16 protein-coding genes are annotated in these 14,890 nt (G+C 47.8%); all 16 read right to left on the reverse strand.

Annotated elements, in window-relative coordinates; translation table 11 throughout:
- Positions 1 to 67 precede the first annotated feature (67 nt).
- Positions 68 to 298 (reverse strand): KH domain-containing protein, encoded by a 231-nt coding sequence (locus J2Z65_RS01620; protein ID WP_047672782.1) that lies wholly within the window; start codon positions 296 to 298, stop codon positions 68 to 70.
- A 26-nt stretch (positions 299 to 324) separates the two neighbouring features.
- Positions 325 to 597, reverse strand: coding sequence for a 30S ribosomal protein S16 (gene rpsP, locus J2Z65_RS01625; protein WP_127458431.1), 273 nt, complete (start codon positions 595 to 597; stop codon positions 325 to 327).
- Between the two features lie 36 nt (positions 598 to 633).
- The gene (gene ffh / locus J2Z65_RS01630; RefSeq protein ID WP_167056113.1) at positions 634 to 1,992 is read right to left on the reverse strand and encodes a signal recognition particle protein; all 1,359 of its coding nucleotides are present in this window, start codon (positions 1,990 to 1,992) and stop codon (positions 634 to 636) included.
- A 25-nt stretch (positions 1,993 to 2,017) separates the two neighbouring features.
- The gene (locus J2Z65_RS01635; protein ID WP_167056111.1) at positions 2,018 to 2,368 is read right to left on the reverse strand and encodes a putative DNA-binding protein; all 351 of its coding nucleotides are present in this window, start codon (positions 2,366 to 2,368) and stop codon (positions 2,018 to 2,020) included.
- Positions 2,369 to 2,521: 153 nt separating this feature from the next.
- Positions 2,522 to 3,508, reverse strand: a complete 987-nt coding sequence (gene ftsY / locus J2Z65_RS01640; RefSeq protein ID WP_167056109.1) for a signal recognition particle-docking protein FtsY — start codon at positions 3,506 to 3,508, stop codon at positions 2,522 to 2,524.
- Between the two features lie 118 nt (positions 3,509 to 3,626).
- Entirely contained in the window at positions 3,627 to 7,202 is a 3,576-nt protein-coding gene (gene smc, locus J2Z65_RS01645; RefSeq protein ID WP_167056107.1) for a chromosome segregation protein SMC, read from the reverse strand.
- Positions 7,203 to 7,296: 94 nt separating this feature from the next.
- Positions 7,297 to 7,998 carry a ribonuclease III gene (gene rnc, locus J2Z65_RS01650; RefSeq protein ID WP_167056105.1) on the reverse strand — a complete coding sequence of 234 codons (702 nt, stop codon included), beginning with the start codon at positions 7,996 to 7,998 and terminating at the stop codon, positions 7,297 to 7,299.
- A 60-nt stretch (positions 7,999 to 8,058) separates the two neighbouring features.
- Positions 8,059 to 9,294: a beta-ketoacyl-ACP synthase II gene (gene fabF / locus J2Z65_RS01655; protein ID WP_167056103.1), complete on the reverse strand. Its 1,236-nt coding sequence runs from the start codon at positions 9,292 to 9,294 to the stop codon at positions 8,059 to 8,061.
- Positions 9,295 to 9,387: 93 nt separating this feature from the next.
- The gene (gene acpP, locus J2Z65_RS01660; RefSeq protein ID WP_028558238.1) at positions 9,388 to 9,621 is read right to left on the reverse strand and encodes an acyl carrier protein; all 234 of its coding nucleotides are present in this window, start codon (positions 9,619 to 9,621) and stop codon (positions 9,388 to 9,390) included.
- Between the two features lie 84 nt (positions 9,622 to 9,705).
- On the reverse strand, positions 9,706 to 10,446 hold the full coding sequence (gene fabG, locus J2Z65_RS01665) for a 3-oxoacyl-[acyl-carrier-protein] reductase (protein WP_167056100.1): 741 nt from the start codon (positions 10,444 to 10,446) through the stop codon (positions 9,706 to 9,708).
- Positions 10,433 to 11,386 (reverse strand): ACP S-malonyltransferase, encoded by a 954-nt coding sequence (fabD, locus tag J2Z65_RS01670; protein ID WP_167056098.1) that lies wholly within the window; start codon positions 11,384 to 11,386, stop codon positions 10,433 to 10,435. Before fabD ends, fabG begins: the two co-directional genes overlap by 14 nt.
- A 49-nt stretch (positions 11,387 to 11,435) precedes the next feature.
- Positions 11,436 to 12,422 (reverse strand): beta-ketoacyl-ACP synthase III, encoded by a 987-nt coding sequence (locus tag J2Z65_RS01675; protein WP_167056096.1) that lies wholly within the window; start codon positions 12,420 to 12,422, stop codon positions 11,436 to 11,438.
- The gene (gene plsX / locus J2Z65_RS01680) at positions 12,419 to 13,423 is read right to left on the reverse strand and encodes a phosphate acyltransferase PlsX (RefSeq protein ID WP_167056093.1); all 1,005 of its coding nucleotides are present in this window, start codon (positions 13,421 to 13,423) and stop codon (positions 12,419 to 12,421) included. The genes J2Z65_RS01675 and plsX overlap by 4 nt, the downstream gene beginning before the upstream one ends.
- Entirely contained in the window at positions 13,407 to 14,021 is a 615-nt protein-coding gene (fapR, locus tag J2Z65_RS01685; RefSeq protein WP_164819829.1) for a transcription factor FapR, read from the reverse strand. The genes plsX and fapR overlap by 17 nt, the downstream gene beginning before the upstream one ends.
- Positions 14,022 to 14,140: 119 nt before the next feature.
- A complete protein-coding gene (rpmF, locus tag J2Z65_RS01690; protein ID WP_029195321.1) occupies positions 14,141 to 14,314 on the reverse strand; it encodes a 50S ribosomal protein L32 in 174 nt (57 codons plus the stop codon).
- Positions 14,315 to 14,352: 38 nt separating this feature from the next.
- Positions 14,353 to 14,862 carry a YceD family protein gene (locus tag J2Z65_RS01695; RefSeq protein WP_167056091.1) on the reverse strand — a complete coding sequence of 170 codons (510 nt, stop codon included), beginning with the start codon at positions 14,860 to 14,862 and terminating at the stop codon, positions 14,353 to 14,355.
- Positions 14,863 to 14,890 lie beyond the last annotated feature (28 nt).

The following is a 14,890-nucleotide window of genomic DNA, read 5'->3' on the forward strand; positions in this document are numbered from 1 at the left end:
CATTTACCTCATACCTATTAAAGACCATATAAGAAAAAGGCTAGGAACTGAATCCTAACCTAATTTCTTATGAAACGATTTCAACGGCTACCCGCTTCGTTTCTTTCACTGCTGCTGACGTGACTACCGTGCGGAGCGATTTCGCAATCTTGCCCTGCTTGCCGATCACTTTGCCGACATCATCGGGGTGAACAGACAGCCTGTACTCAATTTTGTCATCCTTCTCCACAACAGCGACACGTACTTCTTCCGGATGATCAACAAGAGCCTTAGCAATAACGGTGATAAGATCCTTCATGAACCCACCCTCCGAAAGATAACAGATTACTTCTGCAATTTCAGCTCGTGAAACTTTGTCATCAGACCTGCTTTGGAGAACAGGCTGCGAACTGTATCGGACGGTTGAGCGCCAGTTTGAAGCCATTTCAGCGCTTTTTCCTCATCAAGGTTTACAGCTGCTGGTTCTGCAATCGGGTTATAAGTTCCGATTTCTTCGATAAAACGACCATCACGCGGGGAACGGGAATCCGATACCACCACACGGTAGAAAGGAGCTTTATGAGCGCCTACACGTTTAAGACGAATACGTACTGCCATGAAAAATCACCTCCTACTTAGAATAAAAAGCCTTATTTAAAAGGGAAATTTAAATCCCTTGCCTAACTTCTTCATGCCTTTTGGACCTTTCGGTCCCATCATGCCGGAAAACTGCTTCATCATTTTGCGCATGTCATCAAACTGCTTAATGAAACGGTTAACCTCTTGCACCGTATTACCGCTGCCGAGTGCAATCCGCTTGCGACGGCTTGCATTCAGAAGCTCCGGCTTACGCTTCTCTTCTTTCGTCATCGACTTCACAATCGCCTCAACTCTAGCCATTTGCTTGTCGTCGACCTTCATATCTTTCATGCCTTTGATCTTGTTCGCCCCTGGCAGCATCTCCAGTATCTGATCAAGCGGCCCCATCTTCTTCACTTGCTCCATTTGATCCAAGAAATCCTCGAAAGTGAACTCGGCGTTGCGCATTTTGCGCTCCATTTCTTTCGCTTTGTCCATATCGATACCGGCTTGCGCCTTCTCAATCAAAGTAAGCATATCGCCCATGCCAAGAATTCTTGACGCCATCCGATCAGGGAAGAAAGGTTCCAACGCATCCATCTTCTCGCCGCTTGCGACGAACTTGATCGGACAACCTGTAACGGCTTTGACAGATAACGCCGCACCACCGCGTGTATCGCCATCCAGTTTGGTTAGTACAACACCCGTGAGTTCCAATTGTTGATGGAAACTCTCGGCGACATTGACAGCATCCTGCCCCGTCATCGCATCGACAACAAGCAAAATTTCATCGGGCTCAACTGCGGTTCGAACATTTTTCAGTTCGTCCATCAGATTCTCATCAATGTGCAAACGCCCCGCGGTATCAATGATCACATAATCATTGCCGTTATCTTTCGCATGTTGAAGACCGGCTTTGGCAATATCTACAGGATTAACTTTATCCCCTAGAGCAAAAACTGGAACCTTCAATTGCTCACCAAGTACCTCTAATTGCTTGATTGCCGCGGGACGATAAATGTCACACGCAACAAGCAGTGGTCTATGGTTTTGTTTAAGAAGCATCTTCGCCAGTTTACCGGACGTCGTTGTCTTACCTGCCCCTTGCAAACCTGCCATCATAATGACAGTCGGCGGCCGATTGGAACGCGCCAGCTTGCTTTGCGTGCCACCCATAAGCGCTGTGAGCTCTTTGTTAACGATATCGATAACGACCATGCCCGGTGTAAAGGACTTCAGCACTTCTTGTCCGATAGCTTGTTCTTTCACCTTAGCAATAAAGTCTTTCACCACTTTAAAGTTAACGTCCGCTTCAAGCAGAGCGAGCCTAACCTCGCGAAGCGCTTCGCCTACATCTTCTTCCGTCAGCTTACCTTTGCTTCTCAGCTTGCCGAACACGTTCTGTAATCGGTTTGCTAATCCTTCAAATGCCATGCGCTTCACCTCCTGCTTGGACTTTTTAATCGATCCCTATTATTGTATCAAAAAGCTCCGACGTTTTCCTCTTTAGCTCCGGGTCACAGCTTTCCAGCATATGATCGAGCTCTGTGCGCAGCTTCATCCGTTGTTCATGCTTATGTAACAAGTGCAGTTTAGCTTCATATTCCTGTAAAGTTAATTCTGCGCGTTTTATATGTTCATACACCGCTTGGCGGCTTATTTCGAAATTCTCGGCAATCTCTCCGAGCGAGTAATCATCATGAAAATACAGTTGAAGGAATGTTCTCTGCTTCTCGGTTAAAAGTGGTTCATAGAAGTCAAACAGCAGATTGATGCGATTCGTCTTCGCAAGCATTTGATCGACAGTCATGAATCCACCTCCGTAAAGGTTGCACCCTTGACAGCAGCACAACAGAACCTATCATACTGAATTCCGAAGTGAATGTCAAGCGTTTTACCTTGTCAGTTCACAAACAAAAAATCCTCCTCCAACCGACACACGGAAGAGGAGAATATTTGCGGATCATGCTTCTTTATCTTCGCCGATCCATTTGCCAAATAAGGCATGAACGAACTGCTCGGAATCGAATGGCTGAAGATCATCCATTTTTTCACCGAGGCCGACGAATTTCACTGGCAGCGATAACTCTTGACGGATCGCCACAACGATCCCGCCCTTTGCTGTTCCGTCAAGCTTCGAGAGCACTAAACCGGTGAGACCGGTTTTGTCACCGAAAAGTTTGGCTTGGCTAAGCGCATTTTGCCCTGTTGTCGCATCAAGGACAAGAATAACCTCATGAGGGGCATCTGGAACTTCGCGCTGGATGACGCGGTAAATTTTGTTCAGCTCTTCCATGAGATTGACTTTGTTTTGCAAACGGCCTGCCGTATCGCACAACAAAATATCTACGCCGCGGGTTTTGGCAGCTTGCACAGCATCGAACATGACAGCGGCAGGGTCTGCTCCCGATTGCTGCTTAATCACGTCAACCCCTACGCGTTCGCCCCAAGTCTCCAACTGCTCAATCGCCCCGGCACGGAACGTATCGCCAGCAGCCATGAGCACCTTCTTCCCTTGAGATTTGAACATGTGCGCCATTTTGCCGATGGTTGTCGTCTTCCCAACCCCATTGACCCCGACGAATAAGATAACCGATAAACCGTTCGGATTTAAATTCAAACCTGCATCTGCGTCACCTTTCAGCAGCTCGATCAACTTTTCGGAAAGAATCGGCTGCAGCTCTGCAGGATCTTCAATCTTCCGCTTCTTCACTTCCGCACGAAGCTGCTCAATAAGCTTAAGCACTGTATTAACGCCTACATCGGCGCCAATCAGAATTTCTTCCAGCTCCTCATAAAAGTCTTCGTCAATCTTTTTGCGTCGGCTAAATAAGTCATCTACCCGTTCAACGAACACGTCTCTTGTTTTCGTTAGTCCCTCTTTGAACTTATTCGTTACCGCTTCGGCCTTACTCGAAATGCTCTCTTTTAACCGTTTAAAAAAACTCATAGTTCCTCCCAAGGATAAACAACTTCGTCGTCCCATTGGAACGATCGCGTTTGTCAAGATTGATGCGAAGCTAAAGTATAAAACTTATACTTTCTTATCTTTTTAAAAAACAAAAACTTTAAGATGCGGACATTTCCGCTTCCTCATCTTCCAATCGAACAGAAACGAGCTTGGAAACGCCGCCCTCCTGCATCGTTACTCCGTATAGCACATCTGCTTCTTCCATCGTTCCTTTCCGGTGCGTAACAACGATAAATTGGGTCATCTCCGAGAACTCACGCAAATATTCCGCAAAACGCGATACGTTTGCCTCGTCCAAAGCAGCTTCGACTTCATCCAGTACGCAGAATGGAACCGGCTTAACCCGAATGATCGAGAACAACAGTGCAATTGCTGTAAGTGCTCGTTCTCCCCCCGATAGGAGCTGAAGATTTTGCAGCTTTTTCCCCGGTGGCTGGGCTACGATTTCAATCCCCGTATCCAGCATATTGTCTGGCTCCGACAAAATCAAATCCGCACGGCCGCCGCCGAATAATTTGGAGAAAACAACGCCAAAATGCGATCGAATCGCATCGAAGGTCGTTTTAAAACGCTTGGACATTTCTTGATCCATTTCCCGAATAACCTGATAAAGCGTTGTTTTGGCTTCAATCAAATCATTTTTCTGCGTGTCCAAAAACTCATAACGCTCTGATACCCTTGCGTACTCCTCGATTGCGCCTAGATTGACATCGCCGAGTGAAGCAATTTCGCGCTTAAGTTCACGCACTTTGCTTTGCGTACCCTGGATATCCTCTGGAACCGGATACCGCTCTTTGGCAAGCTCGTAGCTGAGCTCGTATTCTTCGCCGAGTTTTTTCAGCAAGTTTTCCAGTTCGACATCCAGCCTGGTTACCCGCACTTCAGTTTGATGCAAGCTCTCTTCAACCTGCTTCAATTGTGAGCGCTGTTCACGCGTTTCATTCTCTTCGCGTTCAAGCTTTTGTAACCATTCGGTTCGCTCTGCACGTTTGAAATCGATGCTTTCTGTACACTGCTGTTTCTTCAGCTTAAGATCATTGAGCAGTTCTACTTGCAGGACGGTTTCCTGTTCAAGAGCGCTCATATCCAGTTCCAGCTGCTGCAGCAGCCCTCGGTTCATCTCCATCTCTCGATCGGACTCGCCAAGATCCTGCTGCAATCGCCGCTGTTGATCCTGAAGGGACTGCTTCTCTTGCGAAATGGAAGCAACTTTCACTTTGAGATCCGTCAGTTGGCTTTGCAGCTCTTCTTTCTCCGATTCGCTCGCTTTCCGCGAACTCTCGGCATCGCGAATAGCTTGCTGCAACGAAGCTTCTTCTTGCTGCAGCTCCGCCAGCGCGGCTTCGGACGCGGTTTTCCGGCGTCCAAGATCCGCTTGCTCTTCAAGCAAGGTTCCTCTGTCTTGACTGTCCAGGGAAAGCTGTTCTTCCACTGTCCGGCTCTCCGCTTCAAGTGGATTTAACTCCGCGCGGATTTGCTGCTCCTCGATACGCTTTTGCTCGCCTTTTTGGCGAAGCTGCTCGAGGGTCATCATTTCATCTGTAATTTCGCGCTTCATTACGCTAGACTGAGTGCGCAATCCGCTGAGCTGCCCCTCGGAATGTTTGATTTCGCTATCCAACTCTTCAATTTGACGTTGACGGCCTAACAGATTCGTTGTTTTCTTCTGTAAACTTCCCCCCGTCATAGATCCACCGGGATTTACAACATCCCCTTCTAGCGTCACAACCCGATAGCGATACTGCGCTTTTGCCGCAATATGATTCGCATCTTCTAAGGTTTGTGCAACAACCACATTCCCAAGAAGACTGGAGAAAATGTTTTGATACGTCTTGTCAAACGAAACGAGATCGACCGCAATACCGATAAAGCCTTTCGCAGAACGCAGCGAACTGATTTCGTTATCCGAAATTGACCGTCCTCGAATAACATTCATCGGGAGGAACGTAGCACGTCCCATTTGCCGGCGCTTCAAGAAGGCAATCGCCTCGCGGCCATCCGCTTCCGTTTCGACCACGATATTTTGCAAAGCGCCGCCGAGAGCGGTCTCAATGGCAGTCTCAACATCTGCCGGCACATTTACAAGCTCGGCAACAGCGCCGCGAATCCCCCGCAAATCCTTGCGGCTTTTCGCTTTAAGCACCTCTTTAACACCCTGCATAAAACCATCGTAATCGTTGGCCATCTCTTTCATCGTGTCACGGCGGGAGATCAGAGCATCAAGCTTCTGCTCCCATTTGCGCACCATGCCTTGGGCGTCATCGAGATGACCCTGTTTGGTTTTTAAGCTCTGTGTCAGTTGGACATACTTCTGTCTGTCGTCTTCAATTTCTTTGACCGTTTTTTCAAGTTTCGCCGTTAATTCTTGCTTGCGAAGAGTAATTTTCTCACGCTGTTCTGCCCATTTTTGCCGCTCATCATCCAGTCGTTCTAACCTACGGCCAATACTTTCGGTTTGCTGCTCCGCGTAGCGAATTTCGTTACGCGCTTGCGCCATGCGGTTCAACGTTTCTAATAGCTCGCCTTTTAATTGATCCTCTGGCGAAGAACTAATTCCTCCGTTAACCCCAAGCAACCGCTGTTCTTCAGCCGTCAGCTTGGCTTGAAACTCAAACAACTGAGCTCCGATCTGGATGATTTTCTCACGCTGTTCGCTAAGTTCCGCTTCCTTGTCGATTTTCCGCTGCTCTTGCATGGCAATCGTGCTGCTGAGCTGCTGATGGTTAGCCACGTAATTCTTTTTGCGCTCTTTGAGAACCTCGCCATGCCCTTCGCACTTCTCGAACTCCTCGCTCAGTCCCAGCAAGCTCTCTTGGAGTCTTTCCAGCTCCTCTTCCAGCCTGCGCGTCTCCCAGCGATGCTTCTCCAAATGAGCATCATGCTGATTCACAATGGTCGAAAGCTCCGTTTGCTCTTTTACCAACTTCTCCAGCCTTTGCGTCGCTTCATTCCATGACAAATAAATCTGATCAATCTGATGGACATACATCGCGATTTCACTGCTCTTGAGCGTTTCGCGCAGCTCTTTGTAACGAATCGCTTTCTCAGACTGCTCTCGGAGAGGTTCAATCTGATCTTCAAGCTCTGAAACCAAATCATGAATCCTGAGCAAATTCTGCTCTGTATCACTTAATTTCTTCTCAGCTTCCCGTTTACGCGATTTATATTTAACAATCCCCGAAGCCTCTTCAAAAATGCCCCGGCGATCTTCCGATTTCGTACTTAAAATTTCTTCAATACGTCCTTGTCCGATAATGGAATAGGCCTCTTTCCCGATTCCCGTATCCATGAACAATTCCGTAATATCTTTCAGGCGGCAGGGTTGTTTATTGATTAAATATTCGCTCTCCCCACTCCTATGTACTCGGCGAGTAACCGTTACTTCATTAAAATCAAGCGGAAGCGATTGCGAAGTGTTATCCAGCGTCAGCGATACTTCGCCATAATTGACCGCTCGGCGTGCATCACTACCCGCAAAAATGACATCTTCCATTTTACCGCCGCGCAAAGACTTCGCGCTTTGTTCCCCCAGCACCCAGCGGATACCATCGGAAATATTACTTTTTCCGCTACCATTCGGACCTACAACCGCGGTAATACCGCGCACAAATTCCAGCTCCGTTCGGTCAGCGAAAGACTTAAACCCGGATAATTCAATCCGTTTTAAAAACATGGTCTCACCTCAGAAATTATTGTAACATATCCCTTCTAAAAATAAGAGAAAAAAACAAAAAGGCAGCCTCAGCTGCCTCTTTATGCTATATGACTTACCGCTGTACGGTCACATTCAATTTCAACAAAGCTTGAGCAGCAGCTTGCTGCTCGGCTTCTTTCTTGGAACGTCCCGCTCCGGTTCCTAGAAGGTCGGCATCCATGTGTACTTCAGCAACAAACTCACGCTCATGAGCAGGTCCCCGCTCGTTCACGATGCGGTATTCCAGAGAACCCATACCGTGATGTTGGATATGCTCTTGCAGCTGAGTCTTGTAATCAATAACTAGCAACTTGCCTTCACTGGAGATATTCGCAAATACGTGCTTCTTCAGAAAGCCTTTTACAACATCTATACCTTGATCCAGATACAGTGCGCCAATGAAGGATTCGAATACGTCCGCAAGGAGAGCCGGCCGATGACGACCACCGGTCAATTCTTCTCCTTTTCCAAGCAGGACGAATGCACCGAAATCCAAATCTTCAGCAAACGTAACAAGTGACGGCTCGCAAACAATCGATGCGCGGAGCTTCGTCAACTCGCCTTCCGAACGCCCGGGATAAGTATCATATAAAAATTCCGAAACGGTTAGCTCCAGCACGGCATCTCCGAGAAATTCCAGACGCTCGTTATCTTTGTGTCCCGCAATACGGTGTTCATTGACGTAAGAAGAATGGGTAAAAGCTTGCTTCAGCAGCTCCGATTTCCGAAAAGTAATCCCAATCCGCTGCTGCAGTTCCTTAATGTTGCGGTTCATTGCTTGATTCACCACCCAGAGAGAATGCTATTTCGTTATCTTTCTTCACAGGCAGGCAAATTATGCTTGGAACCTTTTCATGATAATCGTTGCATTGTGACCGCCAAAACCAAATGAATTGGACATCGCAATGTCTACCTTTGCTTGACGAGCTTGATTCGGCACATAATCCAAATCACATTCCGGATCTTGATTAACCAGGTTAATCGTTGGTGCAATCACACTGTTTGAGATCGTAAGACCGCAGATAACAGCTTCAACGCCTCCGGCAGCGCCAAGCAAATGTCCAGTCATCGATTTCGTGGAACTAACGGCTACTTTGTACGCATGATCGCCAAGCGCTTTCTTGATTGCCGTCGTTTCTGATTTATCACCAACTGGCGTTGATGTTCCGTGAGCATTGATATATGAAATGGTATCTGGCGCAATGCCAGCATCTTTAATCGCTTTGACCATGCAACGTGCTGCTCCGTCCGGATCTGGATCTGTCATGTGGTAAGCGTCTCCGCTCATCCCGTAACCGATCACTTCCGCATAAATGCGTGCCCCACGCGCTTGTGCATGCTCAAGCGACTCCAAAATCAGCACGCCCGAGCCTTCGCCCATGACGAAACCATCACGGTCTGTATCAAAAGGACGGCTGGCCAAGTGAGGCTCCTCGTTGCGAGTAGACATCGCCCGAAGTGCGCAGAATCCTGCCACGCCAATCGGCGTAATCGTCGCCTCGGCTCCGCCGCAGATCATGACGTCCGCATCGCCGCGTTGAATCATTTTAAAAGAATCTCCGATGGAATGCGTCCCTGTTGCACAAGCCGTTACAGCTGTGGAATTGGGCCCTTTTGCCCCTGTAACCATCGAGATATGACCAGAGGCCATATTCGCGATCATCATTGGGATAAAGAACGGAGAAACACGTTTGGGACCTTTCTCCAAAAGTATTCTATGTTGTTCTTCCCACGTGTTCAAACCGCCGATTCCAGAACCGACCGAAACACCCACCCGTTCAGGATCCGTATCTTCGTTCACGTTCAAATTCGCGTCTTTCAGAGCGTTTAACGCACCGGCAACAGCGAATTGAACGAAACGGTCCATCCGGCGGGATTCTTTGCGGTCAACATAGTTCTCAATATTAAAATCTTTTACTTCTGCTGCAATGCGCGTTGGGTATTCGCTTACATCAAAATTCTCGATCAAGCTGACACCAGACTTGCCTGACGTCAAATTACCCCAAAACGTATTCAAATCTTGACCAAGGGCAGTAACTACGCCCATACCTGTAATTACAACTCTTTTCATTTGTACCACCTTCTATGTAGTAAATCTTCATTGTGAATTGATTGAGAATGGAGAGAAGTCCCGTCTTGATTAGAAACGGGACTCTGTAGACTATTACGTATGAGATTTTATGTAATTCGTAACTTCTCCTACTGTCGTAATCTTCTCAGCATCTTCATCGGAAATTTCTAAATCGAACTCATCTTCTAATTCCATTACTAATTCAACTACATCGAGAGAATCAGCACCAAGATCTTCTTTGAAAGATGCTTCGAGGGTGACTTCAGCTTCATCAACCCCTAGACGATCGACTACAATTCGTTTAACACGATCCAATACGTCGGACATCCGGTTCACCTCCTCTTTGGTATTATACGAGAATCTTTAACAGATTGCCAGTAGGCAATTTTGAGATTCTCTTTTTGGCGAATCTTACATGTACATACCGCCATCCACATGGAGTGTTTGGCCTGTCATGTAGGATGCATCGTCGGATGCCAGGAAACGAACAACCTTCGCAATTTCCTCCGGTTGACCAAGGCGTTCCAACGGAATTTGCTTCAACATTTGCTCACGCGTCTCGCCTGACAATTTGTCGGTCATATCGGTTTCGATAAAACCAGGCGCCACCGCATTCACGGTAATGCCCCGAGAGGAAAGCTCCTTTGCCGTTGCTTTGGTTAATCCAATAACGCCGGCTTTTGCTGCAACATAGTTGGCTTGACCCGGGTTCCCGAGCACACCGACTACAGAAGATATATTAATTATCCGACCGAATCTTTGCTTCATCATAGGACGAGTAACAGCTTTCACACAGTTAAATACACCCTTTAGATTCGTAGCAATGACTTGATCGAACTCTTCTTCCTTCATTCGCATGATTAGATTGTCTCTTGTTATACCTGCGTTATTCACAAGAATATCAATCTTACCAAATTTTTCAATGGTTTGCTTAACTAAATCTTCAGCTTCTTGATAGCTGCTTACATCTGCGCGCAGTTTAATAGCTTTGCGCCCCATTGCTTCAATCGCTGCTACTACTTCTCCAGCAGCCGCTTCACTTCCTGCATAGTTCACAGCAACATCCGCGCCATGCTCAGCCAAATGCAAAGCAATCGCCCTGCCGATCCCCCGGGATGCTCCGGTTACCAGTGCCACTTTACCTGTTAGCATGTTCGTCATCAGTCTCCTTCAAGTACTTCTCCAAAGCTTCCCCGCTGCCAATCGACACGGTTTTTACCGTTTTGTCGACCTTCTTGATAAGACCGGCAAGCACCGTTCCTGATCCCAGCTCAAAAAACGTATCCACGCCTTCGCTGATCAAGTAGGCAATTGTGTCCTCCCACAGTACCGGGGAGTATACCTGCTCTACAAGCAAGCCGCGGATATCGGCTGGCGAAGTAACAGGACGAGCCGTTACGTTTGCAACAACGGGCACGGCTGCCTCGCTCATCTCAATGGAAGCGAGCACCTCTGCGAGACGCTCCGAAGCCGGCTTCATGAGCGAAGAGTGGAAAGGCCCGCTCACCTCGAGCGGAATGGCACGCTTCGCGCCAGCTTCCTTGCAGCGTTCAACAACGGCTGCAACGCCTTCTTTACTGCCCGAGACGACGATCTGTCCCGGGCAGTTCACATTGGCGAGCTCCACAACGGAGCCGCCGCTTGTGATGGCCTTGCACAGCTCCGCAAGCGCTTCGCGCTCGGCTCCGAGCACGGCCGCCATTGCCCCCAGGCCGCCAGGGACGGCCTGTTCCATGAACTCGCCGCGGGCCCGCACTGTGCGGACCGCGTCTTCGAACGAGAGCACGCCCGCTGCGACGAGCGCGCTGTATTCGCCCAGACTATGTCCTGCGACATAGTCTGGGGTGATGCCTGCAGCCTTAAACGCCTCTAGACAAGCTATGCTTGTAGTCAGTAGTGCAGGCTGCGTGTGATACGTGATCTTCAGTTGGTCTTCTGGACCTTGGAAGATCAGTTCAGACAAGGCAAAGCCCAGCGCTTCGTCTGCGCGGTCAAAATAAGCTTTGGCAGCCGGATGATTCGTGTATAAATCATGACCCATCCCCACTGACTGCGAGCCTTGGCCAGGAAAAACAAAAGCAATTTTACCCATACGAGAATAGGATCCCCTTTGGCTATAGATTTTAAATATAAAGAATGGGCTACCAAACCAGAGCGGTCGCGCCCCAAGTCAGACCTCCGCCGAAGCCGACAAGCACTAACCGGTCGCCTTCCGTCAATCTGCCTTGCTCGGCAGCTTCTGCAAGCGCTACTGGTATGGAAGCTGCAGACATATTTCCGTATTTATCTAGATTGACCATGCATTTATCTTCTGTCATTTCCAATCGGTTCAAAGAGGCTTGAATAATCCTCATGTTTGCTTGATGCGGGACTAGCAAGTCAATATCCTTTTTGTCCCAACCCGCTTTGCGAAGAGCTTCATCCGCTGCATTCCCCATAATCCGTACGGCGAATTTGAAAACTTCAGCGCCAGCCATGTAAATGTAGTGCATACGCTGATCGATGGATGTTTGTGACGCAGGATTACGCGACCCACCGCCTTCAATTTTGAGCAGCGGTCCGCCCGTTCCATCGGCACCAAGTTCGAAAGATTTGAATCCTCTCTCTTCAGGCACTTCCCCGATCACGACAGCTCCTGCGCCATCACCGAACAGAATGCATGTATTCCGGTCTGTATAATCCGTAATCTTGGATAAACAGTCTGCGCCAATCACGAGCGCATATTTATAAGTTCCGGTTGCAATGAAATTAGACGCATTAGCTAGTCCATACACGAAGCCTGAGCAAGCTGCGGATAAATCAAATGCTGCCGCCTTCTTGGCTCCTAACTTCTCTTGGAGTATGCATGCCGTTGACGGGAATGCCATATCCGGTGTGATGGTAGAAACAATAATTAAATCAAGTTGGTCCGCTTTAATTCCAGCGTTGGCAAGTGCGATCAACGAAGCTTCGTAACAAAGATCAGAGGTGGCTTGTCCTTCTGCCGCGATTCTTCTTTCGCGGATACCTGTTCTGGTTACAATCCATTCATCGTTCGTCTCAACCATTGTTTCCAATTCTTGATTCGTCAATATACGATCAGGTACATATTTACCTGTACCAAGTACCCCAACTGGTATTAGGTTCATGTTGTTGTATCTCTCTTCCCATGGCTAATTTCGGCAGATATTGTGCCAACCAAATCATTTTGCAAAGCAATTCTGGCTTGCCGAACTGCATTTTTGATGGCATTTGCATCAGAGGAACCATGACTCTTCAGAACCAATCCATCTATACCCAAGAATGGTGCCGCCCCATGCTCGTTATAATCCAGCTTCTTGCGGAATTGGGTAAGACCCGGCTTCAAGACGGCCGCAGCAAGCTTGGTGAATATTGATTTCGTGAACTCTTGTTTCAAAGCTGAAAAAATGGTTGAGGCAGCTCCCTCCAAAGATTTCAGCATAATATTACCGGCAAAACCATCACAAACGATAACATCGCATTTGGCGCGGAGCACTTGCGAAGATTCGACATTCCCTACAAAATGAATCGGCCCTTGCTCCATTAAAGGATATGCTGTTTTCGTTAATTCATTCCCTTTGGCCGCCTCGGTGCCAACGTTGAGCAAGCCTACACGGGGCTTAGAAATACCGTGAACTTTGGCGCGATAAATACTGCCCATAATCGCATATTGAAGCAATTGCTCCGGCGTAGCGTCCATATTAGCTCCCAAGTCCAATGCCAACACACCGTTGCCATCCATTGTCGGAATCATGGGCGCTAGTGCCGGACGCTCAATGCCCGGTATTCTCCCAACGACGAGCAAGCCTGTCGTCATCAATGCGCCTGTATTTCCTGCGGAAATCATGGCTTCCGCTTCTTTCTCTCGTACTAGTTTACCCGCCACAACCATGGAGGCGTCTTTTTTGCGTCGGACTGCTTTCACAGGTTCATCTTCCGCTTCAATGACTTCTTCCGTATGATGTATGCTTATATTTGCCGGCCTCTCTGTGAGGTGGGCTTCAATCGCGGCGCTGTTGCCGACCAGAATGATATGTACATCTTTCCACTCTTTGGCCGCTGCAAGTGCACCCTCCACTACGATCTTAGGGGCATTATCGCCGCCCATGGCATCAATCGCGATCCGCATGCAGCTTGTCCTCCCTCTCTAGATGTTGCTCTTTCTTCGAATGAAAGATCACGAAATTACCTCGGAACACAGCCTCATCGCCAACATAGGAAGACACTTCAACTCTTGCTTTCCCTTTGGAAACGGAACGCACATAGGCTTTGGCGATACATTTCTCTCCTAGCTTTACAGAACGTATAAACCGGATATCTGCTGAGGCTGTCAAGGCGATTGGATCGTCGATAACGGCAACGGCGAGGGAGTTTGCTTGTGAGAATATATGATGTCCTCTTGCAATTTTGGTTCTTGAGAAAACATGATCTTCTTTGATTTCAAAAATCGAAATGCCGCTTTGATCCAGCTGCAAATCGATCACTTCACCAATGACTTCATCAATGGACAGTGAACGTACTTGATCGTACGTTTTGACCGCCATGTGCTTCATGCGTTCCCGCAGCTCAGGAATACCTAGCTCCAATCGGTCTAACCGGACGGTTTGGATGCTAACCTGAAACGTTCGCATCAGTTCCTCGTCAGTCATAAAAGGATTTGCTTCAATCGCTTGAAGCAATTGCTGCTGCCTTTGTCGTTTAGGAAGGCGTTCGATGGCTAGCACCACCTTATCTCGTGAGATCTCATCTTATTACCAGATACTAAACTGTAGTATATTAAATTTAGAACCAAAAAGAAAGCAAAAAAAATAGCACCTCACACTAGGATGAAGTACTATGTTTAATCTTATGCTTTTACGATCTCTCTACCTTTGTAAGTTCCGCAAGACTTGCACACGCGGTGTGCCAGTTTCAGCTCTCCACATTGTTCACATTTCACCATGCCTGGAACTTCCAATTTAAAGTGAGTACGGCGCTTGTCGCGACGAGTTTTGGATGTTCTCCGTTGAGGTACTGCCATATTCAAAACACCTCCTTCATCAAATTTCGGGATCTGCCTTATTCTTTGTTAAAAAAGTCCGCGAGACCTGCAAGTCTAGGATCAATCTTCTCCTGCTTACAGCCGCAATCCTTGAGATTGCGATTTTCTCCACACACGGGACAGAGACCTTTGCACGCTTCGTCACAAAGTGGTATGTACGGTAATCCGACCACTACATTTTCTACAACGTAAGGCTCTAAATCGACTTTATCTCCAACGACCAAATGAATGTCCTCGTCAAGATCTGGATCTTCTTCCTCTGGCTTTTGCATGAAGACTTCCTCGAAAGGAAGCTCGATTGTTTGATTAGTGTGCGTTAAGCATCGTGAACAGCTTAACTCCAAGTCTAGCGTTAACGTTCCGTTAACTTTTGCTACTCCATCTTCATGCGTTGCAAGAAGATCGACACGTATTGGCCCATGACTAAGAACATCTTGACGTCCTTCAAAAGGAGTCGTCAAATCCATTTCTTCCGTCATATGGACCGGGTGCCCTTTAAGAGCAAGCTCTCTAAAACGAATTTGCATGTTTTTTCACCCCAAACAAACAAAGATT

Origin of the sequence: Paenibacillus aceris, assembly GCF_017874035.1 — a bacterium.
In the GTDB taxonomy this organism is placed as follows: domain Bacteria; phylum Bacillota; class Bacilli; order Paenibacillales; family NBRC-103111; genus Paenibacillus_E; species Paenibacillus_E aceris.

What these genes read in the sequence shown, in the direction of transcription:
- J2Z65_RS01620 (WP_047672782.1), bottom strand. Translation starts at nt 298, where the DNA reads ATGAAGGATCTTATCACCGTTATTGCTAAGGCTCTTGTTGATCATCCG.
- rpsP (WP_127458431.1), bottom strand. Translation starts at nt 597, where the DNA reads ATGGCAGTACGTATTCGTCTTAAACGTGTAGGCGCTCATAAAGCTCCT.
- ffh (WP_167056113.1), bottom strand. Translation starts at nt 1,992, where the DNA reads ATGGCATTTGAAGGATTAGCAAACCGATTACAGAACGTGTTCGGCAAG.
- J2Z65_RS01635 (WP_167056111.1), bottom strand. Translation starts at nt 2,368, where the DNA reads ATGACTGTCGATCAAATGCTTGCGAAGACGAATCGCATCAATCTGCTG.
- ftsY (WP_167056109.1), bottom strand. Translation starts at nt 3,508, where the DNA reads ATGAGTTTTTTTAAACGGTTAAAAGAGAGCATTTCGAGTAAGGCCGAA.
- smc (WP_167056107.1), bottom strand. Translation starts at nt 7,202, where the DNA reads ATGTTTTTAAAACGGATTGAATTATCCGGGTTTAAGTCTTTCGCTGAC.
- rnc (WP_167056105.1), bottom strand. Translation starts at nt 7,998, where the DNA reads ATGAACCGCAACATTAAGGAACTGCAGCAGCGGATTGGGATTACTTTT.
- fabF (WP_167056103.1), bottom strand. Translation starts at nt 9,294, where the DNA reads ATGAAAAGAGTTGTAATTACAGGTATGGGCGTAGTTACTGCCCTTGGT.
- acpP (WP_028558238.1), bottom strand. Translation starts at nt 9,621, where the DNA reads ATGTCCGACGTATTGGATCGTGTTAAACGAATTGTAGTCGATCGTCTA.
- fabG (WP_167056100.1), bottom strand. Translation starts at nt 10,446, where the DNA reads ATGCTAACAGGTAAAGTGGCACTGGTAACCGGAGCATCCCGGGGGATC.
- fabD (WP_167056098.1), bottom strand. Translation starts at nt 11,386, where the DNA reads ATGGGTAAAATTGCTTTTGTTTTTCCTGGCCAAGGCTCGCAGTCAGTG.
- J2Z65_RS01675 (WP_167056096.1), bottom strand. Translation starts at nt 12,422, where the DNA reads ATGAACCTAATACCAGTTGGGGTACTTGGTACAGGTAAATATGTACCT.
- plsX (WP_167056093.1), bottom strand. Translation starts at nt 13,423, where the DNA reads ATGCGGATCGCGATTGATGCCATGGGCGGCGATAATGCCCCTAAGATC.
- rpmF (WP_029195321.1), bottom strand. Translation starts at nt 14,314, where the DNA reads ATGGCAGTACCTCAACGGAGAACATCCAAAACTCGTCGCGACAAGCGC.
- J2Z65_RS01695 (WP_167056091.1), bottom strand. Translation starts at nt 14,862, where the DNA reads ATGCAAATTCGTTTTAGAGAGCTTGCTCTTAAAGGGCACCCGGTCCAT.